The sequence below is a fragment of the Vannielia litorea genome (assembly GCF_900142295.1).
GTDB classification, from domain to species: Bacteria; Pseudomonadota; Alphaproteobacteria; order Rhodobacterales; family Rhodobacteraceae; genus Vannielia; species Vannielia litorea.
In genome coordinates this window covers 101287-126036 of sequence record NZ_FSRL01000001.1, presented here as the reverse complement: position 1 = coordinate 126036, position 24750 = coordinate 101287, and the positions used below count along the sequence as shown (strand labels likewise).

Here is a 24750-nt window from a genome sequence, read left to right as displayed (position 1 = left end):
GCCCGAAAACATGACCCAACTCTCCCTGACGCGTCCGCTCGGACAGCGCATTGCTCTGGTGCTTGCCCTGCTCCTCGTGATCGTCGGCATGATCAACACCATGCCCGAGATTCCCGGCCTTCAGGACTGGGCGCGCGAGATCACGGGGCGGCCCTACTTCCGGATTTCCGGCTTTCCGCCGCAGTATTTCTATCCGCCTGTCTTCTTCGTCATGATGGTGATCGTGGCGCTCGACTCCAGCGTCTACCGCGCCTGGAAGGAGGAGCGGCCCGAGCGCGCCTGGCTTGGCCTCCTGCTCGACGCGGGCCTGATCTTCGCCGCCTTCCTCGGCGCCCTGGGCTACCTGGTCGAGCTCGACTCCGTCTGCCTCATAGACCAGATCACCGGAGAGCGGGCGCGGCTGATGCAGGAGGCTGCGGAACGCTCTGTCGGCGTGATCCCCGGGATCTCGCTCGAAGCCGAGGTGCCGGCCTGCCAGGCGCGGTTCGGTATCTGGTCGATCCCGCTGCTCTTCGTCATCATCACTCTCTTCTTTCTCTACAACGTCCGGGTCTGGGGCCTGCCGCTGGTCATCGTCTCGACCGTGGTCGTCCTGTATACCCTGGCCACCGCGCTGATCTGGATGTTCGACCTCTCCAGCCACAACTTCCTGCTGACCAAGCTCGGCGCGGACGGCGGAGACCCAATGGCCGCGGCGATCCAGAAGGCCACCAACGTATTCATCACGCCCGACGGGTTCATGGGGCGCTTCATGGATATCGTGGTGAACCAGGTCTTTCCCTACGTGATCCTCGGCGCGCTCTTCGGCACCTCTGCCGGAGGCACTTCGCTCATCAAGCTCGCGGTGCTCTCCACCAGTCGCCTGCGCGGCGGGCCGGCTCATGCGGCCGTTGTCTCTTCCGCGATGTTCGGCACCATCACCGGCGGGCCGGTGACCAACGTGCTCTCGACCGGACGGCTGACCATTCCGATGATGCAGCGCAACGGGTTCTCGCCGCAGTTCGCCGGTGGCGTCGAGGCGGCGGCCTCCTCGGGCGGGCAGATCATGCCACCGGTGATGGGGGTTGCGGCCTTCGTGCTCGTGGCGCTCACGGCGGTGCCCTACACCAAGGTCATTACCGCGGCCTTTCTGCCGGCGCTGTGCTTCTTCTTCTCGATCTTCCTCGCGGTCATGTTCCAGGCCCGGCGCGACCGCGTGGAGCCGATGCGCGACATTCCCGACGACCTGGTGATGAACCGGCAGGACTGGCTCAACCTGATCATCATCTTCGTGCCGATCCTGACGATCCTGATGCTGCTCCTGGGCAACAAGGACACGGCGGGCAGCGGCCTGCTGGCCTCGATCCTGCCCGCGGCGGTGACCCAGACGATCCAGAACGCCACCGGCGATGCGATCTCGGCCGGGTGGTGGGCGGTGATCGTGCTGTTGCCGCTGCTCTTTCTCGATCCGGGCACGCGCGCCGCACCACGCAGGGTGGTGGTGTCGCTGGCCGATGGCGGCATCCTGCTATCGCGCCTGTTTCTGCTGCTCTTCGCGGTGTCGATCATCGCCGCCTTCCTGAACGAGAGCGGCCTCACGGGTGAGCTGACCCGCGCCGTTACCACCTGGCTCGAACGGGCCCAGGTGATGCACATCTTTGGCTTCGAGATCCGCATCGTGGGCGGTGTCTACCTGATGCTGGCGCTCACATGCGCCATGGTCTGCGCCATCATACTCGGCATGGGGATGCCCACGGTGCCCGCCTATGTGAACGTGGCGCTGCTGCTCGGGCCGCTGCTGGCCAACCTCGGGGTCAGCTTCTTCACCGCGCATATGTTCGTCTTCTACTTCGCGGTGGCCTCGGCGATCACCCCGCCCGTGGCCATTGCCGCCTTCGCCGCGGCCTCAATCACCCGCACCGAACCGATGCGAACCGGCATTGCCGCCGTTCGGGTGGGGATCGTGATGTTCACCATCCCCTTCGTCTTTGCCTGGTATCCCGAGCTGCTGCTGATCGAAGAGGCCGTGACGATCACCGACGAGACCGGCCGCAAGGCGCTGATCGAGGGCTACTCCGGCTCGGTCGATATCGTCGCCTTGGGGCTTCTGGGCCTGCGCCTTGTGCTTGCGCTCTACCTGATCGCCTCGGCCCTCGCGCGCTACGATCGGGACAGGCTGGCAAGCTGGGAAGTCGCGCTGCGGCTCTTCCTCGCCGTGCTGGTCCTGTGGAAGACCGTGCCCGTGATGCTGACCGGCATCGGCCTCGCGGCCGCGCTCCTGGCCTTCCATGCCATGACCGCCCGGCGAAACACCGAGCGCGCCGCGGCCTGAGGAGGCCTCTCCGGGTCGGCGCTAAGGTCCGTTCTTCCGGGCAACTGCCACTGCGGTGCGTCTGGAGGGCCTGTGCGATTCAGGCTGGCGATCCCGCGAGGACTCGAACCCCGAACCTGCTGATTAGAAGTCAGCTGCTCTATCCAGTTGAGCTACGGGACCGCTGGCGCCGTGGTAGCCCGGCGGCGGAGGCCGGTCAACGCGGGGCGCGCAATGGAGTCATCAAACTGTCACTTGGACTCTCTGTTTATTTCTTTTATTCGTGAAATATGAAAACAGAGATTCCCCATCGTCTGACGACCCTCGGTCATCCCCAGCGCCTCGCGCTGTTCCGGCTTCTCATGCGCCGTTACCCGGATCGGCTGCCCGCGGGCGAGATTGCAGAGGCGATGGGCCTCAAGCCCAGCACGCTCAGCGCCTATCTTGCGGCGCTCATGCAAGCCGGGCTCGCCGTGCAGACACGGGTGGGCACATCGCTGCACTACACAGTCGACATGGCAGCTGTGCGACAAACCCTGGATTACCTCTTTCTCGATTGCTGCCGCGGCCGTCCCGAGTTGTGCGGCCCCCTGGTTTTCCCCCTCATCGAAGGATCAACTCCGATGGCAGATCAGAAATACAATGTGCTCTTCATCTGCACCGGCAACTCCGCCCGGTCGATCTTTGCCGAGACCCTCTTGCGGTCCCTGGGAGGCGACAGGTTCAACGCCTATTCCGCCGGTACGCGCCCGCAGTCCGAGCTGAACCCCTTCGCGGTGCGCCTGCTGGAGAAGAAGGGGCATGACATCGGGCCGCTCCGGGCCAAGAACGTGAACGAGTTCATCGGCCCCGACGCGCCGCATCTCGATTTCGTCTTCACGGTCTGCAACCAGGCGGCCAACGAGGAGTGCCCGGCCTGGGAAGGGCAACCGATCAGCGGTCATTGGGGCATGGAAGACCCGGTGAAGGCAGAGGGCTCCGAAGCGCAAAAGGCCCTGGCCTTCCAGCAGGCCTACGGCGCGCTGAAGCACCGGATCACGGCCTTCACGGCCCTGCCGCTCGCCACGCTCGACCGGATCGCCCTGCAATCGGCCGTCGACGAGATCGGCCGCGAGAAAGAGGATCACGCCCCATGACGACCTATGCCCTCAATGGTCTCGGCAGAATGGGCAAACTCGCCCTGAAGCCGCTGCTCGAAAAAGGTGCGGAGATCGCATGGATCAACGATGCGGTCGGCGACACGGCGATGCATGCGCATCTCCTGGAGTTCGACACGGTGCACGGACGTTGGGATGCCGAGTTCTCGAGCGACGCGGAGAGCGTGACGGTCAACGGCACCCGCCTGCCCTTCATCGGCACCCGAGACATCGACAAGCTGCCACTCGACGGCGTGGACGTGGTGATCGACTGCACCGGCGTGTTCAAGACCGAGGCCAGGCTGGCACCCTACTTCGCCGCCGGTGTGAAGAAAGTGGTGGTTTCGGCCCCCGTGAAGGACGGCCCGACGGCCAATATCGTGATCGGCGTCAATGACCAGACATATGACACCGAGGCACACTCCATCGTCACCGCTGCCTCCTGCACCACGAACTGCCTCGCGCCCGTGGTGAAGGTGATCCACGAGTCCCTCGGCATCAAGCATGGCTCGATCACGACGATCCATGACGTGACCAATACGCAGACCATCGTCGACCGCCCCGCAAAGGACCTTCGCCGCGCCCGCTCGGCCCTGAACTCGCTGATCCCCACCACGACCGGCAGCGCCACGGCGATCACCCTCATCTACCCTGAGCTCAAGGGGCGGCTGAACGGTCATGCGGTCCGTGTGCCGCTTCTCAATGCCTCACTCACCGATTGCGTGTTCGAAGTGGAACGCGCAACCACTACCGAAGAGGTCAACGCGCTGTTCGCGGCGGCCGCAGAGGGGGAGCTGAAGGGCATTCTGGGCTACGAGACACGCCCGCTCGTTTCTGCCGACTACACCAACGACACCCGATCGAGCATCGTCGATGCGCCCTCCACTTTGGTTGTGAACGGGACGCAGGTGAAGATCTATGCCTGGTACGACAACGAGATGGGGTATGCCCACCGTCTGGCAGATGTTGCGCTGATGGTAGGGGCCTCCTTGTGAGCCAGCGCCCCGAGGGCCTCTCGGCCTACATTGCCGTCACCGCCGCTTATTGGGCCTTCATGCTCACCGACGGGGCCCTGCGGATGCTGGTGCTCCTGCACTTTCACACGCTGGGCTTTTCGCCGGTGCAGCTGGCTTACCTTTTCGTGCTCTACGAGATCGCCGGGATGGTCACCAACCTGTCCGCCGGATGGATCGCCGCCCGCTTCGGGCTGGTGGCGACGCTCTATGCCGGTCTGGCGCTGCAGGTGATGGCCCTGCTAGCGCTTGCGCTGCTTGATCCCGGCTGGGCCGTGGGCGCCTCCGTGGCCTACGTGATGTGCGTTCAGGGCGCGAGCGGGGTCGCGAAGGACCTGGCGAAGATGTCGTCGAAGTCCGCAGTAAAACTGCTGGCACCTTCCGAGACGGGCGGGCTCTTTCGCTGGGTGGCGGTGCTGACTGGCTCCAAGAACGCGGTGAAGGGCGTGGGCTTCCTGCTCGGCGCGGCGCTGCTGGCGGTCCTGGGGTTCGTCGGCTCCGTGCTGGTCATGGCCCTGGTGCTGGGCGTGATCCTTGCCGTGATCGTGGCGGTCATGCCCCGTGGCCTTCCGACCGGCCGCAAGGGGGCGAAGTTCTCGGAGGTGTTCTCGAAATCCGCCAACGTGAACTGGCTCTCGGCAGCGCGGGTGTTTCTCTTCGGGGCACGCGACGTGTGGTTCGTGGTGGGCATCCCGATCTACTTCTACGCCGTGCTCTCCGACGGCACCGAAGCAGGCAACCGCTCCGCCTTCTTCATGATCGGCACCTTCATGGCCGTCTGGGTCATCCTCTATGGTGCGGTGCAAGCCTCCGCACCAAGGCTGCTGCGGGCAAGCACACGGGAAGAGTCCCACCTGATCCGCGCGGCGCGCACCTGGGCCGGGGCGCTCTTTCTCGTGCCGGCGGCGCTCACCGCCGCCGTGCTCGCCTCGCCCGAGCCGCAGCCCTGGCTGACGGTGACGCTGGTGGCCGGGCTGCTGGCCTTTGGCGCGCTCTTTGCCATCAACTCCTCGCTGCATTCCTACCTGATCCTCGCCTTCACCAGGGCGGAGCGGGTGACGATGGACGTGGGCTTCTATTACATGGCCAATGCGGGCGGGCGTCTGCTGGGCACCGTGCTCTCGGGCCTCACCTACCAGCTCGGCGGTTTGCCCCTTGTGCTGGGAACCGCCACCGTCATGGTGGCCACGGCCGCGCTGCTTTCGGGCCGGCTCGACGCAGAGGCACAACCGGCGTGAGCATATTCGAACGTTACCTGACCGTCTGGGTGGCGCTTGCGATGCTGGGCGGCATCATCCTCGGCGCCGCCTTCCCCGCGCTGGTAGAGCTCGTCGCGGCCGCCGAGGTGGCCCGCGTCAACCTCGTGGTCGCCATTCTGATCTGGGCCATGGTCTACCCCATGATGGTGGGCGTCGACCCTGCCGCGCTGAAGACGGCCGTCAAACAGCCGAGGGGGCTGGCGATCACATTGGCGGTGAACTGGCTGATCAAGCCCTTCACCATGGCCTTGCTTGCGGTGCTCTTCTTCGATCATGTCTTCGCGCCATGGATCTCGCCCGAGGATGCGATGCAGTACACCGCCGGGCTGATCCTGCTGGGCGCGGCGCCCTGCACGGCGATGGTCTTCGTCTGGTCCCAGCTCACGAGAGGCGACGAGAGCTACACGCTTCTGCAGGTCAGCGTGAACGACGTGGTGATGGTCTTCGCCTTCGCGCCCATCGTCGCCTTCCTTCTCGGCGTGACCGACATCGAGGTGCCTTGGGAGACCCTGCTGCTCTCGGTGCTCCTCTTCGTGCTGCTCCCCCTCATCGCCGGCGTCTGGACGCGGAAACGACTGGCGACCCGAGAGCGGATCGACGGGTTTCAGGCGCGGGTGAAGCCCTGGTCGGTGATCGGGCTGATCGCGACCGTGGCGATCCTCTTCGCGCTGCAGGGCGGCACCATCCTCGACCGCCCGCAGGTGATTGCCCTCATCGCGGTGCCGATCGTGATCCAGAGCTACGGGATCTTCGCCCTGGCCTATGCGGCGGCTTTCGCGCTCAAGGTGCCGCACCGGATTGCCGCGCCCTGCGCGCTGATCGGCACGTCCAATTTCTTCGAGCTGGCCGTGGCCGTGGCAATCTCGCTCTTCGGGCTCAATTCGGGCGCGGCGCTGGCAACGGTGGTGGGCGTGCTGGTGGAGGTGCCGGTCATGCTGTCGCTGGTCGGCTTCGCAAACCGGACGCGGGCGCGTTTCGGCTAGTCGAGGCGCCCGCCTCGGTCGTGGCCAACTCGGGCCAACCTCGGTTGTGGGCGTTCTCGACAAGACGCCGAAGCCTGGAGAGATCCTGCCCTCCCTTGAGCTCCTCGATATGCGCCCGATGGTGCGCCACCGTGGCCTGGTGCAGCGCGGCCAACTCGCCATCCTGCAGCATCTCGGCAATGGCCGTTTTCACCGGCGCCGACCAGCGCTGTATCCGGGTATCGAGCTGTTCGTTGAGGTTGTGCTTGCGCCAATAGCTCATATCGGCCGCGCGGTTGGCGTGGTTGGCATTTCCACGGAAGACCTGGGTGAGAAAGCTGTCCATCGAGCGCAGGGCATAGTGGTTCAGTTGAACCAGGTCATAGGCGCAAAGCTCCTCCCCGAACGACTTGATTTCCTTCACCAGCATCTCCTGTGGCAACGGCTTGCCAGCGCCGTTGACCCAGGTCAGCTCGGCGCTCCGCTCGGGGTCGGGGCGCGGCGAGTGGTTGGTGATGGCGACAACGGGCGCGCCAATCCGGGTGAGCGACTTCACCCCGCGGCGCTGGCCCGTCGGGTTCTTGCCGCCGGCGTAGCGCTGGGCCCAGATGAAGCGGTCGATCTGCAATTCGTCTGTGAAGTCACCCTGACCGCCGCAGCCGAAGTTGAGCTGGTTCATGCTGATCACGTCCGCCCCGGCGCAGGCCTCGATGAGCGCATCGAGGGTGCCGTCGCCCGTGTTGATGCAGATGAACTCGTCGGCATCGAGCGACACGACCCAGTCGGCCCGGTGCACGCGGGAAAGCGTGTTGAGGTAACGGATCACCGCAAGGTGGTGCCGCTCCACGTTCATGATCACCGAGGGGTTGCCGTAGTGGCGGATGTAGCCCAGCTCGTCGAGCCGGTCCAGCAGCTGGTCCGAGCCATCGGTGCAATCGTTCGAGAAGATCAGAATGTCGTTGATGCCGATCAGGCGGTGGTAGGCGACCCACTCGAGGATGTACGGGCCTTCGTTCTTCATCGGGGTGACGGACTGGATCCGACGGCCGCCGTACTGCCCCGGCGTGGGAGCCACGGACGCGTACCCGCCCAAGGGAACGCCCGCGTCGCGCACTGGAGCCGAGCTCAATGCGACCAGGGCTCGCGGCGGGAGGTGGCGAAGTTCTCGCCATAGCCGCCAGGGCGGATGTTGGGTTTGCGCTTCTGCGGCTCGGTCACGACGGCGTCGATCCCGTGTTCCTTGGCGTAATCGAGCGCCTCCTCCTTGGAAGAGAACCGCAGCCGCACCTGGGATTGAGTGTCACCCGAGCCGGTCCAACCCATCAGCGGGTCAAGCTCACGGCTTTCGGCGGGCGCGAAATCGAGCACCCAGCCCCTTGTCTTGGCGGTGCCGGATTGCATGGCCGTCTTGGCGGGCTGGTAGATGCGTGCGCGCATGGCGGATCTCCTGGCTCTTTCCGCCTGACATATGGGCGAAATTGCCCCCGTGACGCAAGGCCCAAAGCCCATGCAAGGGTGACCGCCGGGGCCGTGCCGATGTGGTGCCACAGGGCTCGGCAGGCTCCGGCGGTCGGGTCGCTGCATATCTACAGGCTACACCTCTCAGAGCGAGTCATCAATGCATCACTCTCCCTCCGATTGCATTGGCGGAAATCTGCCCGCTGCCCTGACAACCTCCTGACACGACACTGTCAGGAGCGGGCCTTGAACCTCGGGAGAAAGGCCGCATCTTGGGAGCAAAGGAGCTTTGCCCCATGCCCTACGCTCATAACGACGGTTCCGAGAGCCCGCCGGTCTTGCACTCGCCCGCCCCCGACGTGAGAACGCGGGAAAAGCTGGAAGGCGGGCGGGCCTTCGTGATGCACACCGAGTTCTCGCCTGCAGGCGACCAGCCGACGGCGATTGCCGAGCTTGCCCAGGGCGTGCGCAACGGCGACCGCGACCAGGTGCTGCTGGGTGCCACCGGCACCGGCAAGACCTTCACCATGGCCAAGGTGATCGAGGAAACCCAGCGCCCGGCGATCATACTGGCACCCAACAAGACGCTGGCGGCCCAGCTCTACGGCGAGTTCAAGGGGTTCTTTCCCGACAACGCGGTAGAGTATTTCGTCAGCTACTACGACTACTACCAGCCGGAGGCCTATGTGCCGCGGTCGGACACCTATATCGAGAAGGAATCCCAGATCAACGAGCAGATCGACCGGATGCGCCACTCGGCCACCCGGGCGCTGCTGGAGCGGGATGACGTGATCATCGTGGCCTCGGTCTCCTGCATCTACGGCATCGGCTCGGTCGAGACCTACGGCGCCATGACCCAGGATCTGCACATCGGCCGCGACTACGACCAGCGCAAGGTGATCGCCGACCTGATCGCCCAGCAATACAAGCGCAACGATCAGGCGTTTCAGCGCGGCACCTTCCGGGTGCGCGGCGATGCGCTGGAGATCTGGCCGGCGCACCTCGAAGACCGGGCCTGGCGGCTCTCGTTCTTCGGCGAAGAGCTGGAGGCGATGGTGGAGTTCGACCCGCTGACCGGCGAGAAGGCTGCGGCAATGGACCGGGTGCGGATCTACGCCAACTCGCACTACGTGACGCCCAAGCCGACGATGCAGCAGGCGATCAATGCCATCAAGAAAGAGCTGCGCCAGCGACTCGACCAGCTGGTTGGCGAGGGCAAGCTGCTGGAGGCGCAGCGGCTGGAACAGCGCACCAACTTCGACATCGAGATGCTGGAAGCCACCGGCGTCTGCAACGGCATCGAGAACTACTCGCGCTACCTGACGGGCCGCGCGCCGGGTGAGCCGCCCCCTACCCTCTTCGAGTTCATCCCAGACCATGCCCTCGTGTTTGCGGATGAAAGCCACGTGAGCGTGCCCCAGATCGGCGGCATGTATCGCGGCGACTACCGGCGCAAGTTCACCCTCGCGGAGCACGGCTTCCGCCTGCCGTCGTGCATGGACAACCGGCCCCTCAAGTTCGAGGAATGGGACGCGATGCGGCCCCAGTCGGTCTTCGTGAGCGCCACCCCTGCAGCCTGGGAGATCGAGCAATCGGGCGGCGTGTTCGTCGAGCAGGTGATCCGGCCCACGGGGCTGCTCGACCCGGTGATCGAGATCCGGCCGGTCGATACGCAGGTCGACGACGTGATGGACGAGATCCGCAAGGTCTCGGCCAAGGGCTACCGCACGCTGGTGACGACCCTGACCAAGCGGATGGCCGAGGATCTCACCGAGTATCTGCACGAGCAGGGCATCAAGGTGCGCTACATGCACAGTGACATCGACACCATCGAGCGCATCGAAATCCTCCGCGACCTGCGGCTTGGAGCCTTCGACGTGCTGGTGGGCATCAACCTGCTGCGCGAGGGTCTGGATATCCCCGAATGTGGCCTGGTCGCCATTCTGGACGCCGACAAGGAAGGGTTCCTGCGGTCGGAGACCTCGCTGATCCAGACCATCGGCCGCGCGGCGCGCAACGTCGAAGGCCGGGTCATCATGTATGCCGACAAGATCACCGGCTCGATGGAACGCGCCATGCGCGAAACCGACCGACGCCGCGCCAAGCAGATGGCCTACAACGAGGAGCACGGGATCACCCCCGCGACGGTCAAGAAGAACGTCGAGGATGTGCTGGCCGGGCTCTACAAGGGCGACGTGGACATGAACCGGGTGACCGCGAAGATCGAGGGCGTCGGCACCGGGGCGAACCTGCAAGCCCACCTGGATGCGCTGCGAACCCAGATGCGCAAGGCGGCGGAGAACCTGGAGTTCGAGGAGGCCGCCCGGCTGCGCGACGAGGTGAAACGGCTGGAAGCTGTGGACCTGGTGGTGTCGGCAGACCCGCTGGCACGTCAGTCGGCGGTGGATGCGGCTGTGGAGGCGGGGCAGAAGGCTTCGGGGCGGAGCACGGCGGGACGGCCGGGGCAGCGTGGGGGGAATGTTAAGAGGCGGAAGAGGTAGTGTGGGCTAGGCCTCGACAATTCTCACGATCAAGCTTTCCCCGAGCCTTGCAGCGATTTCTTCCAGAGTACGTTTTTTCTGGCTAGTACTCGAATGGGTCTTAATGAACGTGTTTCCAACCTGGAAGTCGGCATAGCGCTTAGATGGGGACCGTGACACCAAGGGTTCCCTGTTGACGACGAGGCCCAATCGCTCCACGCGATCAAAGCCAATTTTTTGAATGGCTAGAGCAAACGTCTCCAAAGCCTTGGGCTCATAAACGACCGTGCCGTCCTCAAACTTTACGGTCAGGAGGGTTTTTGCAGATTTCGAAGCGCCAAGAATGGTTTTCCGAGCTTCGACTACGTTGTTAGGAACCACTTCTTCTGGGAACGAGGCAGAAAACTTGTCCTTCCACTCATCCGATAGTTCCCTAACTCGGGCACAAAAGTCTAGCAGCGACTTCCCTTCAGCAATCAGACGTTCCGCTTGCGAGTAATCAGAGTTCCTGAAGCACTCTGCGCCCCGAGCATTGAGACTGTCGACTTCCGAATCCAGTTCGACCTCCATCAACTCAAAGGCTGTCGTAACACTATCCATATAACTTCCTCAACCACGGCGCGAATGCGATACATCCAAGCACCATACAATTTTCGCCGAGGTCAGCTTAGTCATTGGTTTCTAGAAATCAAAGATATCCCCCAAGATCGACCCCACGCCCTTCTTCTTCCGCTTCCCGCGGTAGCGGTCGTCGCCGCCCTTCCCAGACCGGCGGTAATCGTCATCCTCGTCGACATCGTCCCAATCGCGGCTCCGCACCGCCCCTTTGTCGTAGCGGGCGCCGGAGGGGCCGCCGAGCGGCGCGTTCGCCCGCTCGATGATCTTGTCCAGCTCGCCGCGGTCCAGCCAGATGCCGCGGCACTGGGGGCAGAAGTCGATCTCGATACCGGTGCGGTCGGCCATGGAGAGGGGGATGTTGCAGTGGGGGCAGTTCATGGGCTGTCCTTTCGCGGTTCGCTTCCGGGGAAAGGTATGAACGAATGGGCCCGGCGCAAGAGCCCTGCGGCAGAGCGCCCCGCCCTAGGAGCCCGGCACCACCGTGAGCCCCAGCATCCGCCACATCTGCATGCCGCCGCGGTAGTAGTGGATCAGCTCCGCAGGGTAGCCCGCCTCGATCATCCGCCGCGCCGCCGTGGGCGACTGGCCGCACCAGGGGCCGTTGCAGAAGAGCGCGACGCGCGGGTGCTCGCCTTCGCAGATGAAGCCCTCGAAGTCGGGCTCGCAGCCGAGCTCGCCAAGGCGGTCGGCGGCCTCGGTGTAGGGCACCGACACGGCGCCGGGGATGGTGCCGGCCTCGAACTCGGGGCGGATGCGACCGTCGATCACCACCGCTTCGGGATCGGCGAGAAACTCCAGCAGCTCCAGCTCCCCGATGGGGGTGACACCGGGCGCCGGCACCATGGGCTGGATGCAGAAGTTGGGGCAAGGTCGGGCGATCCGGGCGAACTCCCCCTCGATCACGGCGGCATTGTCCTGCAGGCGCGAAATCTCGACCGGACCGGAGGGGGTTTGGACCGTGACCGACATCACATCGGGCGTGATGCCAACCGGGTCTGCGACGGCGGGGCTGGCAAGCAGCAGGAGCGCGAGCCAGCGCATCAGAACACCGCCGCCACGTCCATCATCACCGGTTCGAAGCTCTTCACCTCGGCGTGGATGGCGCGGTTGCGCTCTCGCATCTCTTTCGTCCGCAACATGGCCTGAAAGTCCTCGCGCTTTGTCCACTGCGAATAATTGGCGATCCGCGTCTGGGCGTCGTTCACATGCAGCGCCGCGGCGATGAAGCCCGGCTGCCTGGAGATGACCTCGGCATAGGCCGACTTCAGCGCGTCGAGCACGTCTTCACAGGTGCCGGGCGTGACCTCGAAGGTGGTCAGCACCGTCTGGCAGTTGGTGTCGGTGGCAATGGTTGGCATGGGGTCCTCCTCCCTGGCTGGTGCCAGCCTAGCGGAAGGGATGGGCGGGACAAAGCCCGCCTTGCCGATCAGCGGATCACATGCACGCAGCACTGGGCATGGCGCACCACGCGGGCAGCGGTGGAGCCCAGGAAATAGTCCTGCAAGCCCGGCCGATGAGAGGCGATGACGATGAGATCGGCGCCCATGCTCTCGGCCACATCGAGGATGGTGCGGCCGGAGTGGCCGGTGACGACTCTCGGCGTGACCGTCTTGTGGTCGCCCAGCTTGGCAAAGAGCGCCTCTTCCACGCCGGTGCGGGCTTCCTTCAACAGGGCCTCGTCGACATAGGTGGCGGCGTAGCTCGGCACCTCCTCGATGACGTGGAGCGCGGTGATGCTGCCCCCCGGGGCCAGCAGCGCCTCGGCGATCTCGAGCGCTGCATTGCTGTCACGGTCGTGCTCGAAGGCGATGGGAACGAGAATGGTCGAATACATGGGATGGCCCTCCTGTCCAATGGTGCAGGGATGAGGATATGCTGCGCCGAACCCTGCCGCCTTGACCTGAATCATCATGCCCGAGACCGACCCGATCCGCCCGACCGACGATGAGGCCCGCGCGCTGGCCCGCGGCCTGCTCGACACGGCCCGATATGGCGCACTGGGCGTGCTCGACGGCGGTGCGCCACTGGTGACCCGTATCGCGGTCGGCACCGATGCGGCCGGCAGCCCGGTCACGCTGGTTTCTTCGCTTTCGGCCCATACAAGAGCGCTCAAGGCCGGCCCGGCGGCGTCTCTGCTTGTCGGCGAACCCGGCGAAAGGGGCGACCCGCTGACCCACCCTCGCCTGACGGTGCAGTGCACGGCCCGCTTCGTGGCCCGCGAGAGCGACGACCACGCCGCGCTGCGGGCCCGCTGGCTGGAAAGCCATCCGAAGGCAAAGCTCTATATTGATTTCGGCGATTTCGGCTTCGTCGCACTGGACGTTCAGAGCGCGTTCCTGAACGGCGGATTCGGCAAGGCTTTTCGGCTTACGCCAAAGGATTTGGGCATCGTCTCGCCCTGACCGAGAGGGGGCCGGCGCCCAAACGCCAGCCCCCGCCGGGCATCAGTTGGGGTTGTCGACCCGTGCGATCACATGCACGCGCCCCTTGCAGGCTTGCTCCCACTCGAGGTCCACCTCCTGTTGGCTGGCGCCCCGCTCGACCCGCACATAGGGCATCGACCAGAGTTTCGCGCCGCTCGCCGTGTCGATCGAGTTTTCGGCCACCACGCTCTCCACGTTGCGGGCGCGTCCGCCGAACGGCAGGTAATCGCCAAAGTTCAAACTCCATGTGCTGGCCGCGCTGCTCTGGTCGAATTGCAGCGCCACGGGGCTCACAGTCATCTGATTGATCCCGTTGAAGGTGTTGGAGTGAAACTGGATGTTGCGAAAGCGACCGTAATCGAACCCGGCGTAGCTCTCATCCACCTGCTCCACCCGGTCGATGCCACCGTTGACCGCCTTGAACATGTTGCCGGTCACGGTGAGCCCGTGCACGAAATGCCCAGCGCCGAAGGGCTTCAGCACGAAAAAGGTGAACCACGGCGCGGCATTGGTGCAGAAGAACACGTTGTTCTGCACGGAGAGCGCGCCGAAGGAGTATCCCGAGTTGTAGTCGGGCGAGGCGTCGTGCTCGTTGGTCCATTCAATGAAGTTGTTGTCGACGTAGTTCGAGTTGATCGTGCTGGACACGTTGACCGAGGTAAACACGAGCCCCGCCGAGCGCAGACCCTGGTTCACGCCGTCTCCCTGAAACCAGTGGTTGCCCTGGATGATGTAGTTCGACCCGCCCAGCACGAGAAAATGCAAAAAACGCACAGCCCGGCAATCGCGGACCTTTGCATCGTTGGAGTTGATGTTGACCGCGATGGTATGGCGATCCTGCACATCGGCGCTCTGCTCGCTTGACAGAAACTGGCACCGGTCGAGCTGCATCCCCTGGCACGCCCCTCCGATGGAGGTGATCCCGCGATCCTTGGGCGACGTGATGAAGCAGTCACGAATTTGGAAGTTCAGCCCATCCTGGGGCAGCAGGATGCCCGAGGCCTTGCCGGAGCACTGAAACTCGATGTCTGCAAAGACGAACTTGTCCATGTTCACCATGCCGGAAAAATCGAGCATGTACTTGAACCGGGTAAAGGTGAAGTTCTGGGTCCCGGACGCGCCGTAGAGAGACTTCGAGAGCGTGACCGTCTGCGCGCCCACGTTCTTCGACTTCACATAGACCTCGCGGCCAACGCCGGCGCCCGTCACCAGGCTTCCGACTTCGATGTTGGCGACATTGGTGACGCCGGTCAGGGTCTTGTCATTGGATGTCGAATAGCTGGCCTGCGAGGTGACCACCGTATCGTCCCACGCCGCCGATGTGGAGGCCTGAAACTGGCCATTCCGGATCACCCGGCGAATGAGAAAGGCATCCTGGTTGTCGATGGCCGCCTTGATGTCGATCGGCTCGGTCAGGTCGATCTTGCGCCCGCCCATGTCGAGGCTGTCGTGGTCGTTGAAGTTGAACAGCGATTGCACCGCCTTTCGAAACGCCAGAACCTCGTCTCCGAAGGCTTCGATGTAGGTTGGCAGGTCGAAGTTCTTTTTCAACGACAGTCGCTTGTCGGTCGGCATGATCAGCGTGCCGACAAATCGGATGGGGTTGTCGATGGTCACCGTGCTACCCAGGAAGTAGGTGCCTTCGGGCACCAGCACCGAGCGACCGTTGGCCGCGTCGTCGGCAGCATTGAACGCCGCCGCATCGTCTGCCACGCCATCACCGACCGCCCCGAAATCGCGCACGTCGACCCAGGCCATCAGCTCACGCAGGAAGGCGGCAGTGATGTCTTCGACCACGATGTCGTCAATCCGCACCACGCCGCCGTTGGGCCCCGTGAGGTCAAGCCCGACGTGCGCATAGAGCACATCCGTGGTCCAGGGCATGTTCACGCCCGTTCGGGTCGCGGTGCCGATGATCGCCGATACCTCGACGACCTCGCCATAGGAGGTGAGTGTCACCGAGGGCCCGGTCTCGTCGAGACCGGTCACATGGGCACCGCCTGCACCACCGGCCCACGCGGCAATGCGCACGGCGGGCAGGTTGCCCGCCACCGCCTTCAGCCGCGCGGTGACCCGGAGATAGCAGCCTGGCAGAATCGGCGTTTCACCCATGTAGCGGAGCTTCTGGGTGCCGGAGCTCTTGACCAGTTCGAGGCAGCCGCCGAAATCGGAATCCGAGGGCACCAGCGCGGCATTGGGGTCGCCATCATAGGTGGCACTCCCCGGCGTGCCATCGCCTTTCGACCAGACATCGAGGCCGCCAGAAAAAGCCGGCGGCATGAAGACGATACCGTCGGTGATTGCCTTGTTCATCGCAAAACCCCTTTGTGTGTTCCGGGCCGCACCTTGCCAGCGGCCACAACCCGACACCCGCCACGCACGGCGAGGCAGGTCTCGATTGTGTTTCGATAGGCGGAATGGTCCGGCGCTGTGCCGGTGCGGATGTGGTTCTACGCAAGAAGGCTGAAGGCTTGGTAACCCCAGCGTCCGCTTCGATCAGACCGAAACGTCGGGCGCCGGGATGAAGCTGACCCCGTCGATCAGCCAGCCGGCTGCCCCATCCGGGATCATCTCGTACTCGAGCGCGTGATAGCGGCCTTGGGCGTCTCGGATCGTCACCGTCTGGTAAATGCTCTCCCCCTCGACACGCTGGGCGCCAAAGGTCACGCCCTCCGGCCGATGCACCATCGGATACCCCTGGCGAACCATCGCGCCGAAGTTCTCGGGCGTGCCGAACAGGCCCTTGATCATCGGGCTGGCGAAAGTGAAGGCGCGGGCAAAGTCGTCGGCCTCGAAGGCTTCGAGCTGGCGGCCGATCACATCGGGAATGGTGTTCGCCTCCTGAGCTTTCGCGGCGGGCACCGCGAGAAGAAGGGCAAGTGAAAGAACGATGAACCGCATGAAGCTACCTCCCTTGACCTCAAGGAAGGTAGCTTGCTTTCCCGGTCGGGCAAATCAGGCGAGGTCGCCGGCGAGCGCCTTGTCGATCAGCGCCACAGTCTCATCGACCCCGTAGAGCGCGATGAAGCCGCCAAATCGCGGGCCCTGGTCCGCGCCCAGCAGCACCTGGTAGAGCGCGGTGAACCAGCCTTTCATCGGGTCGAACCGCTCGCGGCCGACCTCGTAGACCACGCCCTGCAACGCCTCCGCATCGAGCCCGCCATCCCAGGCCTTGAGCTTGTCGCGCAGGTCTTCGAGCGCGTCGCGCTCCTGCTCCGTCGGCGCGCGATAGGTGCGGTGAGGGGCCACGAAATCCTCGAAGTACTTCACCGCAAAGCCCGCCGCGGCGTCGAGGTCGGGGTGGGTCTCCGGCTCCGCTCCCGGCGCATAGCGGCGGATGAACCCCCAGAGGGTCTCCTTGTCATGCGCGCCGGACACGCTCGCCAGGTTCAGCAGCATCGAGAACGGCACCACCATGTTGGAGACCGGCGGCTTGCCCTCGTGGATGTGCCAGACCGGGTTGGCAAACTGCGCCTTCGCGTCCTGATCGGGGAAGGCCCGGAGCTGCTGGTGATACTCGTCCACCATCTTCGGAATCACGTCCCAATGCAGGCGCTTTGCCGTCTTGGGCTTCTGATACATGAAATAGCCGAGGCTCTCGGTCGCCGCATAGGTCAGCCACTCGTCGATGCTGATCCCGTTGCCCGAAGACTTCGAGATCTTCTGGCCCTTGTCGTCGAGGAAGAGCTCGTAGGTGAAATGCTCGGGCTTCTTGCCCCCCAGGATCTCGCAGATCCGGTCGTAGATCGGCGTGTTGGTCGAGTGGTCCTTGCCGTACATTTCGAAATCGACGTCGAGCGCGGCCCAACGGGCGCCGAAATCGGGCTTCCACTGGAGCTTCACGTTGCCGCCAGTCACCGGAAGCGTCCACTCGCGGCCGGTCTCGTCATCGAAGGTGATGGTGTGGTTCACCGCATCCACATGCTTCATCGGAACATAGAGCACCCGGCCGGTCTCGGGGTGGATCGGCAGAAAGATCGAGTAGGTCTGCTGGCGCTCCTCGCGGAGGCTCTTCAGCATCACCGCCATCACGTCATCATAGCGCTCGGCGGCGCGGCAAAGCACCTCGTCGAACCGGCCTTCCTTGTAGAAGTCTGTGGCCGAGATGAACTCGTAGTCGAAACCGAAGGTGTCGAGAAACCGCCGCAGCATGGCGTTGTTGTGGTGCCCGAAGCTCTCGTGCGTCTCGAACGGGTCGTAGACGCTGGTCAGCGGGCGCTGGAGATCCTCGCGCAGCCGCTCCTGATTGGGCACGTTGCCGGGGACCTTGCGCATTCCGTCCATGTCATCCGAAAAGCAGATGAGCTTGGTCGGCATGTCCGAGATCACCTCGAAGGCGCGGCGGATCATCGTGGTCCGCAACACCTCTCCGAAGGTACCGATATGCGGCAGGCCGCTCGGCCCGTAGCCGGTTTCGAACAGCACGTATCCCTTTTTGGGCGGCGTCTTCTCGATGCGTTTGAGCACGGCCCGTGCCTCCTCGAAGGGCCAGGCTTTGCTCTCCATCGCGATCTGCCGCAGGTCGGACATCTGTTCGTGCTTTCGGTTCAGGGGGCCCGCCCCATGCGCGCCCGCAGACCGCTCCCTATTGCGGCAGGGGAGCGAGGTCAATAAAACAGGCACGAAACCTGCGCGAAGCGGCGAAAGAGAGGCAAGACGTGAGTGAAGATACCCCCTCGATGACTCCTCAGGACTGCCTCGTGGCGGTGATGATCGCGGTTTCGGTCTCGGACGAGGCGATCCGCACGGCAGAGCTGGTGACGATCGAGCGCATCGTCAACCATCTGCCCGTCTTCGCAGACTACGATCAGGACCGGATTCGCGGCGTCTCCGCGACGGTGTTCGACCTGTTCGAAGCCGAGGACGGGCTCGACGCCTTCTTCATGCTCATCCGAGACGGGCTGCCCGCACGTCTCTACGAGACCGCCTATGCGCTGGCCTGCGATGTGGCTGCCTCCGACGGCAAGCTCCAGGAGGCCGAATTGGCCTTCCTCCAGGAAATGCGCTACGAGCTCAACATCGACAGGCTCCACGGTGCAGCCATCGAGCGCGGCGCCAGGGCCCGGCACCTCACGCTCTGAAACCTCTGCGAGACTGAGTCTCAGGCGACCCTGATCGCGGGCGTGCCCGGCTTCTCCCCGGTGCCGCAGATCTCGAGCGAGCGCGCAGCCGCCAGCACCGCGCTCGTGATCTCCCCGATCTTCTCCAGCCGGCTTTCGAGTTCGGTCTGGAAGGTGTCGAGCTGGTCGATGATCGCCATGAGGCTTTCGTTGTGGTCGGGCAGCCGTGCGCTCTCGATCTTGCACATCATGCGCGTGGTCGAAAGTCCGGCAATCATCCGCTTCATGTCGGCGACGGCACGGCCAAACACCTGCGCCTCGCGCTCCACCGCCAGCAGAAAGATTTCGGCCTTCTTGCGATACTCCGTGGCGATGGCGAGCAGCAGCGCCTTTTCTCCTTCGCTGTCGAACTGCGCATCGTCGTCCCAACTCTCGGTGTCGAACTGCGCGCGTGCCTCTTCGAAAACCCGGGCCATGGCGCTTAGCATCCGGCTGCGGCTGACGGCGTTTCGCAGGTTCGCGAAGGCGCTGGCATCGCCAAGGATGAAGTTGTTGACCCAGTCGGAGATCTCCTTCGACATCGACCCGTAATTCGACGAGATCGCGGCGATCGGCCCGCCGGACGACTCGAGACGCGAGGCGAGGATCCGCATGTTGTGGGGCACGGCCTCGATGGCGTTGAAGGTCTCGCACAGCGCGGTCGTATGCGCGATCGCTTCGTTGACCGCGCGCGCCACCAAGGCGAAGCGATGGCCGCGCGGAGCCTCGGGGCGGCCCAGCCTTGCATCGCGGCTGGCGAGTTCGTCGGCGAGGCTGGTCGCCATGAACTGCTCGATATCGACATACCCCGCCTCGCGGAGCCGGCCAACGAGGCGCTCGGCGCTGTCGCTCGGTGTCAGGCACTCTTCCACTTCGGCCCTGCAAAGCCGCGCGTATTCGTCCGAAACGCGCTGGAGCAGCTCTATCGAAGGCTTGATCCGGACCGAAACGAAGCCGCCACCCTGCACCGGTGCGACGATGGCATAGACCCAGTAGTGCAGCCCGTCCGCGGCCAGGTTCTTGACGTAGCCCGATACCACCTTGCCAACCTTCAACCGGTCCCAGAACAGCTGAAAGAACCCTTTGGGCATGTCGGGATGGCGAATGAGCTTGTGCGGCGCGCCAATGAGGTCACTCCAGCGGTGGGCGGACACACGCTGGAAAACCTGGTTGCCGGAGCGGATGACCCCGCGCTCGTCGGTGCGCGAAAAGAAGATCTCGTCAAACTCGAATGGCGCTTCTCCCTTTGTCGGGCGCTGCGCCTGCACTCGGGTCTCTGGCATGGCCCCTCCGCGGCTCGCTGGCGGGCGTTTTGAGCCCACACACGCCAGCAGTACGCGATGAAGGTTTTCAGATGGTTAACGGGCCAGAGTCAGCCCGTATAAAGCGCGCCCCACCGTTCGATCAGCCGCAGCTGCAGGTTCTTGGCCCGCCCATTCCAGGCCGAGGCCCCCTGCGGGCTCTCGCGCTCCGCCTTGCTCAGCCTGTTGCGGCGCGGCTCGTCGGCCATGAACATGGCAAAGGCGAGGTCCGTGCCATCGGGTGCACGCACGTAACCGGCCAGCGCCGACACAAAGTTGAGCGTGCCGGTCTTGGCGACGATGTCGAGCGGGTGCCCGTCCAGCACCTGTCCGGCGGAGTTTCGCATCGGGATCGGCTTGAGCAACGACCGAAGGCCCAGTTTCGGCGAAAGCACCGTCAGCGCCTCGACCATCTCGCGGCAGGAAATTTCCGAAGCGGCCCCAAGGCCGGAGTGATCGACGAAACGCGCCTTGTTCGCGCCTACCCGCGCCTCCAGCCAGCGGGCCATACCGGCACCCGACTCCCTGAGGCTGCGCGGCATCGACCCGCCGCGCCCGGCGGCGGTCATCCCGACCACCTCGGCGGTGATGTTGGTGGAATACTGGAGCATGTCCCGCAGGATGGTCGACAGATCGTCGGACAGGACCTGTGCGAGCACCGTGCCCTGCGGACGCCGCGAGACAGGCTCGCCCAGCTCGGCACGGATCCCCTGGGCCGCGGCGAGGGAGTGAAAGACCTCACCGGCATAGGCACCCGGATTGCGCACCGGCAGCCAGCGCGAGCCACCCTTGCCCAGCGCCTTGCTGGCGACCGTCCAACGGTCCACGCCGCCTTGCTGCTCGTAGGTATAAACGGGCAGGTCGCGGTTGGACACGTCCATCCGGGCGGTTCGAACCGGAGGCCGATACTTGTCGGACCGGGCGTCCATCGTCACCGAATACCCGCTGCCCGCCCGCTTCCACTCGAAGTGGACTCGGTTGAAGTTGAGGTTCAGCCCGGAGATGCCCGGCGAATAGCCCACATGATCCGGCTGCTCGGCGTCGATTGTGCGCAGGCTCGGCAGCGCGCCTTCCCAAACCCTGATCCGCCCCGTCGCACCTGTCACGCCGGCCCGGCGCATGCGCTGCGCAAGTTCTGCCAGCCGGTTGGTGTCGAGCGTCGGGTCGCCGGACCCGGCAAGGACGATATCGCCCTGCACCACGCCACCGGCCACCGGGCCGGTCGCAATGACTTCGGTGGCATAGCGAAAACCCGGCCCGAGCCGTTCCAGCGCAAAGAGCGCGGTGATCGCCTTGGCGGTGGACGCGGGCGGCAGAGGCAGCAGCGGATTGTGCGATTCCAGCACCTGTCCGGTTCGGGAATCGGCCACCACGAACCCCACCTTGCCGTCGAGCTTGGCGGCCTCGATCAGGGCCTCGGCACCGCTGGCATGGCGCGCGGAGCCACTCTCGCTCAGCGGTTTTGCCGCCGGCCGCAGCGAGCGTTCGGGTGCATCCGCCAGCGAGCAGGAGGCCGCAGACGTCAGAAGGCCTGCAAGCACGAAGCGGCGGGAGAGGGTAGGACCGTTCATGGCGGCGACAAAAGCAAAACCCGCGACCGGCCTCAAGCCTTCACGCGATCACTTCTTTGCAGCCTCGCGCGCGGCGCGGATCGCAGTCGAGGACTGATGGCTCATCGGGATGTTGATGAAACACCACGCCGGCGGGTCGGCCAGCGGCAGGAGATGCGAGGCAGCAGCCGGAAGACGGTGCCGGGCGAAGCGCTCGGCCGTCTTCGACATCCGGGCGGAGAGCCTTTGGCCGGGCCGCGCGATCACCCCAACGGGCACCCGCGCCATGATCTCCTCCCAGCGATCCCACAGATGAAACTGCGCGAGGTTGTCTGCCCCCATCAGCCAGGTGAACCTCACCCTGGGATAGAGCCGCTGAAGCCCCGCGACGGTTTCGGCGGTGTAGCGCGTGCCCAGGCGGGCCTCGATGCCGGTCACCGTGATGCGCGGGTCACCGTCAACCAGCGCCCGGGCCTCGGCCATGCGGGTCTCGAGCGGGGCCGGTCCACGCGCCTTCAGCGGGTTGCCGGGGCTCACCAGCCACCACGCCGCGTCGAGCCCGAACCGTTTCAGCGCCTCCCGCGTGACATGCAGATGCCCCTCGTGGGCCGGGTCGAAACTGCCACCCAGCAAACCCACCGCCTGTCCCGGTGCAGCGTATGGAATATCCCATCTCATCAGCGGCTTGTTGCGCGGTGGGGCAGGGACAAGTCAATCGGTTTCAACCGCAGTTGCGTATTGACCGCGCATTTTGCCTGACCTAAGTCAGCTACAATGCTGACCGATATAGCCCGAATCCGCCGCTTCAACCGCGCCGTCACCACCGAGACCGGCGCGCTCGATGACAGTTTTCTCGGCCGGGGTCGCCCGCTCGGCGCGGCGCGGGTCCTAAATGCCATCGGCCAGGCCGGGGCAGCGGGCCGCGAGCTGGGCGATGTGCGCGACTTTCTCGGCCTCGACAGCGGGCTGCTCTCGCGGCTTCTGCGCGGGCTCGAAGCGGAAGGGCTGGTTTCGGTCGCCCCGCACCCGGAAGATGGACGCAAGCGCCTGGCCCGGCTCACCGAAGCCGGCCTCGCGGAATTCGCCGCCTACGAGAAGCTCTCCGACGATCGAGCTGCGCAGCTGCTCGCCCATCACCCCCGCCCCCGGGCCCTGCTGGATGCGATGGACCTGGTCGCCTCTGCCCTCGGACAGCACCGGATCGAGGTAACCGAGGAAGACCCTCAGTCCGACGAAAGCCGCTACTGCCTGGGCGAGTATTACGCCGAACTCGGCCGCCGCTTTGCCCAGGGCTTCGACGTGAACCTCTCACGCGACCCCGATGCCGCCTCGATGCGCGCGCCCATCGGCAGCTTCCTCGTGGCCCGCTCCGACGGGCTGCCGGTGGGGTGCGTGGGGCTGAAGGGCGGGCAGGCCTTCGGAGAGGTGAAGCGGCTCTGGGTCGCGCCCTCCGCCCGGGGCCTGCGACTGGCCACGCGGCTGATGGACGAGCTGGAGTCCCGTGCACGCCAGCTTGGCATGGCCGTGCTTCGGCTCGACACGAACTCCGCTCTGCCCGAGGCCGTGGCGATGTATCGCAACGCCGGCTGGACCGAGATCGACCGCTTCAACGACGACCCCTACCCCGACCATTTTTTCGAGAAGGCCTTGTAGCCGGCGCCCCTCGAGGTCCGCGCGCGCACCTCCCCGCATGAAGAGAGGCGCTTTTCTCGTGCAAATCACGCTCCCCTCACGGCAGAACATGCCCGACTCATGCTACCATGGCGTGCATTGATCCCTTGCCCTTTCACCCCGGGAGCTTGCCATGAACCCGATTGATGCCCTTTCGCAGACCCTCAAGATCAATCCTGATGCCGCCCGTCTCGTCTCGGCCGGGCTTGGCGTTCTGGCCGCTGCGGCCATCCTCATCAGCTGGGGCAGCGACCTCGAAGACCTCCGTCTCGCCGCCACCTATGTGCTGGCCTTCGCCTGCGTGGTGACCCTTCTGGCCTTCATCGCCCGCAACAACCGGATGACCATGGTGCTCTCGTGGATCCTTGTCGCGGGGTTCGGCATGTTCGTGCTGGGCCTCGTCGGGTCGGTCTTCCGGGTGCCCCCCTCGCTGCCCCCGACGCCCTGCTACCTGCGTATCCTGTTCGAGCTGCCCGAAACCTGCATCGAGAGCCTGCGCAACACCGACAACGACCTGCGGATCGGCAGCGCGGCCCCGGTGCTCGCCCCGAACGGCGGGCCGGAGCGGATATGGCGGGCGCAGGACGGCGTGACCCCCGAGGCCACCGACCATCAGGGAGACGTCTTCGTGCAGTTCACCGAAGGCGTGCGCCAATCCGAGGCCGTCAGCCTTTCGGAAGCGCTGGCCAAACTCGACTGGCAGATCCAGGAGCCGTCGACCGGCGGCGAGTTGGTGAAGGTCGGGCCCGACACAAACGAGGTGCGCTACTTCAAGGCCGCCGACCGGGAGGCCGCCATCGCGCTGGCGCAAACCATCCACGGCCTCCACCCCGACACCCCGATCTACGTGCGCGACTTCACCCGCCTGGGGGCCTTTTCCAGGGAGGGGCGGCTGGAACTCTGGCTCTCGCAACCGCTCGGTCCTTCGGCCTGACAGGCGCCCCGTCCCGCACCTGGCGGAACGAGGCTCGAGGGTCAGAGAAACGTCACCCTGCCCGGCATCGGATAGGGGGGTGCCTCCGGCGGCAACAGGCCAAGGTCGCGCCGCAGGTAATCGGGCACCTCGGCACCCTCGGCCGACGGCAGGTTGGGCTTGCCGCGCCACAGGGTCAGGCGGAGCCTGCTCCAGGCCTCCGTTGGCCCGGTCAGGAAGGTTCCAAACGTCAGAGTCATGTCTTGCTCTCCTTGGGGTCAGGAAAGCCGCTCGCCGATACGGAAACATGACGTTGAACATGAAAAAGGCCGCGTCGGAGAGCGGCCTTCGGGGATGAAGCGACAATGCGCGATCCGGGCCGCTACTGGGGGGTCACCCCGGCGAGATATGCGGTTCGGTTCATCATCGGTCGCTCCTGGGTCCGATCGGTTTCGGTGCGGCGTGCCTAATCGGTCTGGAGATTCGAAGCAATATGCCACGCGCATGGGATTGGCAGTCACGGCAGCCTTCCGCCCGATTGCCCTTTTCCGCTGCCTCCCCTAGATGTGCCGCAACG

24 protein-coding genes and 1 tRNA gene are annotated in these 24750 nt (G+C 64.9%); 10 read left to right on the top strand and 15 right to left on the bottom strand.

Going from position 1 to position 24750, the window contains the following annotated elements:
• The first annotated feature begins 10 nt into the window (after positions 1 to 10).
• Entirely contained in the window at positions 11 to 2311 is a 2301-nt protein-coding gene (locus BUR94_RS00665) for a TRAP transporter permease (RefSeq protein ID WP_074254359.1), read from the top strand.
• An 85-nt stretch (positions 2312 to 2396) separates the two neighbouring features.
• Here BUR94_RS00665 and BUR94_RS00660 read toward each other — a convergent pair.
• Positions 2397 to 2473: transfer RNA gene (locus tag BUR94_RS00660), tRNA-Arg, on the bottom strand.
• A 107-nt stretch (positions 2474 to 2580) separates the two neighbouring features.
• On the opposite strand from BUR94_RS00660, the gene BUR94_RS00655 reads away from it, so the two are divergent.
• The 4 genes from BUR94_RS00655 to arsB are packed head-to-tail and all read left to right on the top strand — an operon-like array spanning position 2581 to position 6681.
• Entirely contained in the window at positions 2581 to 3426 is an 846-nt protein-coding gene (locus BUR94_RS00655; protein ID WP_074254358.1) for an arsenate reductase/protein-tyrosine-phosphatase family protein, read from the top strand.
• Positions 3423 to 4421, top strand: a complete 999-nt coding sequence (locus BUR94_RS00650; protein ID WP_074254357.1) for an ArsJ-associated glyceraldehyde-3-phosphate dehydrogenase — start codon at positions 3423 to 3425, stop codon at positions 4419 to 4421. The genes BUR94_RS00655 and BUR94_RS00650 overlap by 4 nt, the downstream gene beginning before the upstream one ends.
• Positions 4418 to 5677, top strand: coding sequence for an organoarsenical effux MFS transporter ArsJ (arsJ, locus tag BUR94_RS00645; RefSeq protein ID WP_074254356.1), 1260 nt, complete (start codon positions 4418 to 4420; stop codon positions 5675 to 5677). Before BUR94_RS00650 ends, arsJ begins: the two co-directional genes overlap by 4 nt.
• Positions 5674 to 6681, top strand: coding sequence for an ACR3 family arsenite efflux transporter (arsB, locus tag BUR94_RS00640; RefSeq protein ID WP_074254355.1), 1008 nt, complete (start codon positions 5674 to 5676; stop codon positions 6679 to 6681). The genes arsJ and arsB overlap by 4 nt, the downstream gene beginning before the upstream one ends.
• Here the strand turns inward: arsB and BUR94_RS00635 are convergent.
• Both BUR94_RS00635 and BUR94_RS00630 read right to left on the bottom strand, forming a co-directional pair.
• The gene (locus BUR94_RS00635; protein ID WP_139301187.1) at positions 6629 to 7753 is read right to left on the bottom strand and encodes a glycosyltransferase family 2 protein; all 1125 of its coding nucleotides are present in this window, start codon (positions 7751 to 7753) and stop codon (positions 6629 to 6631) included. The two genes, arsB and BUR94_RS00635, sit on opposite strands and share 53 nt — an antisense overlap.
• A gap of 32 nt (positions 7754 to 7785) precedes the next feature.
• A complete protein-coding gene (locus BUR94_RS00630) occupies positions 7786 to 8097 on the bottom strand; it encodes an ETC complex I subunit (RefSeq protein ID WP_074254353.1) in 312 nt (103 codons plus the stop codon).
• A 317-nt stretch (positions 8098 to 8414) separates the two neighbouring features.
• Here BUR94_RS00630 and uvrB point away from each other — a divergent pair, with 317 nt between their 5' ends.
• On the top strand, positions 8415 to 10619 hold the full coding sequence (gene uvrB, locus BUR94_RS00625; RefSeq protein ID WP_074254352.1) for an excinuclease ABC subunit UvrB: 2205 nt from the start codon (positions 8415 to 8417) through the stop codon (positions 10617 to 10619).
• Positions 10620 to 10625: 6 nt separating this feature from the next.
• On the opposite strand, the gene BUR94_RS00620 is transcribed toward uvrB, so the two are convergent.
• The 5 genes from BUR94_RS00620 to BUR94_RS00600 form a co-directional block, all read right to left on the bottom strand.
• Positions 10626 to 11198, bottom strand: coding sequence for a hypothetical protein (locus tag BUR94_RS00620; protein ID WP_074254351.1), 573 nt, complete (start codon positions 11196 to 11198; stop codon positions 10626 to 10628).
• A gap of 81 nt (positions 11199 to 11279) precedes the next feature.
• Positions 11280 to 11594: a TFIIB-type zinc ribbon-containing protein gene (locus BUR94_RS00615; protein WP_074254350.1), complete on the bottom strand. Its 315-nt coding sequence runs from the start codon at positions 11592 to 11594 to the stop codon at positions 11280 to 11282.
• Positions 11595 to 11678: 84 nt separating this feature from the next.
• Positions 11679 to 12257, bottom strand: a complete 579-nt coding sequence (locus tag BUR94_RS00610; protein ID WP_074254349.1) for a rhodanese-like domain-containing protein — start codon at positions 12255 to 12257, stop codon at positions 11679 to 11681.
• A complete protein-coding gene (locus BUR94_RS00605) occupies positions 12257 to 12574 on the bottom strand; it encodes an antibiotic biosynthesis monooxygenase family protein (RefSeq protein ID WP_074254348.1) in 318 nt (105 codons plus the stop codon). Before BUR94_RS00605 ends, BUR94_RS00610 begins: the two co-directional genes overlap by 1 nt.
• Before the next feature lie 68 nt (positions 12575 to 12642).
• Positions 12643 to 13050 (bottom strand): universal stress protein, encoded by a 408-nt coding sequence (locus BUR94_RS00600; protein WP_074254347.1) that lies wholly within the window; start codon positions 13048 to 13050, stop codon positions 12643 to 12645.
• A gap of 76 nt (positions 13051 to 13126) precedes the next feature.
• On the opposite strand from BUR94_RS00600, the gene BUR94_RS00595 reads away from it, so the two are divergent.
• Positions 13127 to 13618: a HugZ family pyridoxamine 5'-phosphate oxidase gene (locus BUR94_RS00595; protein WP_074254346.1), complete on the top strand. Its 492-nt coding sequence runs from the start codon at positions 13127 to 13129 to the stop codon at positions 13616 to 13618.
• A 42-nt stretch (positions 13619 to 13660) separates the two neighbouring features.
• On the opposite strand, the gene BUR94_RS00590 is transcribed toward BUR94_RS00595, so the two are convergent.
• The 3 genes from BUR94_RS00590 to BUR94_RS00580 all read right to left on the bottom strand — a co-directional run bounded on the left by BUR94_RS00590 (position 13661) and on the right by BUR94_RS00580 (position 18169).
• Complete coding sequence (locus BUR94_RS00590; protein ID WP_074254345.1) at positions 13661 to 15952, bottom strand: glycosyl hydrolase family 28-related protein; 2292 nt, start codon at positions 15950 to 15952, stop codon at positions 13661 to 13663.
• A 183-nt stretch (positions 15953 to 16135) separates the two neighbouring features.
• Complete coding sequence (locus BUR94_RS00585; protein WP_074254344.1) at positions 16136 to 16540, bottom strand: DUF4864 domain-containing protein; 405 nt, start codon at positions 16538 to 16540, stop codon at positions 16136 to 16138.
• Between the two features lie 54 nt (positions 16541 to 16594).
• Positions 16595 to 18169 carry a lysine--tRNA ligase gene (locus BUR94_RS00580; RefSeq protein WP_074254343.1) on the bottom strand — a complete coding sequence of 525 codons (1575 nt, stop codon included), beginning with the start codon at positions 18167 to 18169 and terminating at the stop codon, positions 16595 to 16597.
• 149 nt (positions 18170 to 18318) lie between these two features.
• Between BUR94_RS00580 and BUR94_RS00575 the strand changes: the two genes are divergently transcribed.
• Positions 18319 to 18720 (top strand): tellurite resistance TerB family protein, encoded by a 402-nt coding sequence (locus BUR94_RS00575; RefSeq protein WP_245794536.1) that lies wholly within the window; start codon positions 18319 to 18321, stop codon positions 18718 to 18720.
• A gap of 20 nt (positions 18721 to 18740) precedes the next feature.
• Here BUR94_RS00575 and BUR94_RS00570 read toward each other — a convergent pair whose 3' ends face one another.
• From BUR94_RS00570 to BUR94_RS00560, 3 genes are all read right to left on the bottom strand, one after another.
• Complete coding sequence (locus BUR94_RS00570) at positions 18741 to 20021, bottom strand: PAS domain-containing protein (RefSeq protein WP_074254341.1); 1281 nt, start codon at positions 20019 to 20021, stop codon at positions 18741 to 18743.
• A gap of 89 nt (positions 20022 to 20110) precedes the next feature.
• Positions 20111 to 21610, bottom strand: a complete 1500-nt coding sequence (dacB, locus tag BUR94_RS00565) for a D-alanyl-D-alanine carboxypeptidase/D-alanyl-D-alanine endopeptidase (protein ID WP_074254340.1) — start codon at positions 21608 to 21610, stop codon at positions 20111 to 20113.
• Positions 21611 to 21658: 48 nt separating this feature from the next.
• Complete coding sequence (locus BUR94_RS00560) at positions 21659 to 22267, bottom strand: nicotinate-nucleotide adenylyltransferase (RefSeq protein WP_074254339.1); 609 nt, start codon at positions 22265 to 22267, stop codon at positions 21659 to 21661.
• 96 nt (positions 22268 to 22363) lie between these two features.
• On the opposite strand from BUR94_RS00560, the gene BUR94_RS00555 reads away from it, so the two are divergent.
• The gene (locus tag BUR94_RS00555; protein ID WP_074254338.1) at positions 22364 to 23242 is read left to right on the top strand and encodes a helix-turn-helix domain-containing GNAT family N-acetyltransferase; all 879 of its coding nucleotides are present in this window, start codon (positions 22364 to 22366) and stop codon (positions 23240 to 23242) included.
• A gap of 151 nt (positions 23243 to 23393) precedes the next feature.
• Positions 23394 to 24194: a hypothetical protein gene (locus BUR94_RS00550; protein ID WP_074254337.1), complete on the top strand. Its 801-nt coding sequence runs from the start codon at positions 23394 to 23396 to the stop codon at positions 24192 to 24194.
• Between the two features lie 41 nt (positions 24195 to 24235).
• Here BUR94_RS00550 and BUR94_RS00545 read toward each other — a convergent pair whose 3' ends face one another.
• On the bottom strand, positions 24236 to 24433 hold the full coding sequence (locus BUR94_RS00545) for a hypothetical protein (protein WP_074254336.1): 198 nt from the start codon (positions 24431 to 24433) through the stop codon (positions 24236 to 24238).
• Positions 24434 to 24750 lie beyond the last annotated feature (317 nt).

Excerpts from the sequence above, each read along its gene's own strand:
- BUR94_RS00570 (WP_074254341.1), bottom strand. The coding sequence starts at position 20,021 with ATGCCAGAGACCCGAGTGCAGGCGCAGCGCCCGACAAAGGGAGAAGCG.
- BUR94_RS00650 (WP_074254357.1), top strand. The coding sequence starts at position 3,423 with ATGACGACCTATGCCCTCAATGGTCTCGGCAGAATGGGCAAACTCGCC.
- BUR94_RS00575 (WP_245794536.1), top strand. The coding sequence starts at position 18,319 with ATGACTCCTCAGGACTGCCTCGTGGCGGTGATGATCGCGGTTTCGGTC.
- BUR94_RS00545 (WP_074254336.1), bottom strand. The coding sequence starts at position 24,433 with ATGACTCTGACGTTTGGAACCTTCCTGACCGGGCCAACGGAGGCCTGG.
- BUR94_RS00580 (WP_074254343.1), bottom strand. The coding sequence starts at position 18,169 with ATGTCCGACCTGCGGCAGATCGCGATGGAGAGCAAAGCCTGGCCCTTC.
- BUR94_RS00550 (WP_074254337.1), top strand. The coding sequence starts at position 23,394 with ATGAACCCGATTGATGCCCTTTCGCAGACCCTCAAGATCAATCCTGAT.
- BUR94_RS00590 (WP_074254345.1), bottom strand. The coding sequence starts at position 15,952 with ATGAACAAGGCAATCACCGACGGTATCGTCTTCATGCCGCCGGCTTTT.
- BUR94_RS00600 (WP_074254347.1), bottom strand. The coding sequence starts at position 13,050 with ATGTATTCGACCATTCTCGTTCCCATCGCCTTCGAGCACGACCGTGAC.
- BUR94_RS00620 (WP_074254351.1), bottom strand. The coding sequence starts at position 11,198 with ATGGATAGTGTTACGACAGCCTTTGAGTTGATGGAGGTCGAACTGGAT.
- BUR94_RS00555 (WP_074254338.1), top strand. The coding sequence starts at position 22,364 with ATGCTGACCGATATAGCCCGAATCCGCCGCTTCAACCGCGCCGTCACC.
- BUR94_RS00615 (WP_074254350.1), bottom strand. The coding sequence starts at position 11,594 with ATGAACTGCCCCCACTGCAACATCCCCCTCTCCATGGCCGACCGCACC.
- BUR94_RS00560 (WP_074254339.1), bottom strand. The coding sequence starts at position 22,267 with ATGAGATGGGATATTCCATACGCTGCACCGGGACAGGCGGTGGGTTTG.
- BUR94_RS00655 (WP_074254358.1), top strand. The coding sequence starts at position 2,581 with ATGAAAACAGAGATTCCCCATCGTCTGACGACCCTCGGTCATCCCCAG.
- BUR94_RS00605 (WP_074254348.1), bottom strand. The coding sequence starts at position 12,574 with ATGCCAACCATTGCCACCGACACCAACTGCCAGACGGTGCTGACCACC.
- BUR94_RS00610 (WP_074254349.1), bottom strand. The coding sequence starts at position 12,257 with ATGCGCTGGCTCGCGCTCCTGCTGCTTGCCAGCCCCGCCGTCGCAGAC.
- uvrB (WP_074254352.1), top strand. The coding sequence starts at position 8,415 with ATGCCCTACGCTCATAACGACGGTTCCGAGAGCCCGCCGGTCTTGCAC.
- BUR94_RS00630 (WP_074254353.1), bottom strand. The coding sequence starts at position 8,097 with ATGCGCGCACGCATCTACCAGCCCGCCAAGACGGCCATGCAATCCGGC.
- BUR94_RS00665 (WP_074254359.1), top strand. The coding sequence starts at position 11 with ATGACCCAACTCTCCCTGACGCGTCCGCTCGGACAGCGCATTGCTCTG.
- BUR94_RS00595 (WP_074254346.1), top strand. The coding sequence starts at position 13,127 with ATGCCCGAGACCGACCCGATCCGCCCGACCGACGATGAGGCCCGCGCG.
- BUR94_RS00585 (WP_074254344.1), bottom strand. The coding sequence starts at position 16,540 with ATGCGGTTCATCGTTCTTTCACTTGCCCTTCTTCTCGCGGTGCCCGCC.
- dacB (WP_074254340.1), bottom strand. The coding sequence starts at position 21,610 with ATGAACGGTCCTACCCTCTCCCGCCGCTTCGTGCTTGCAGGCCTTCTG.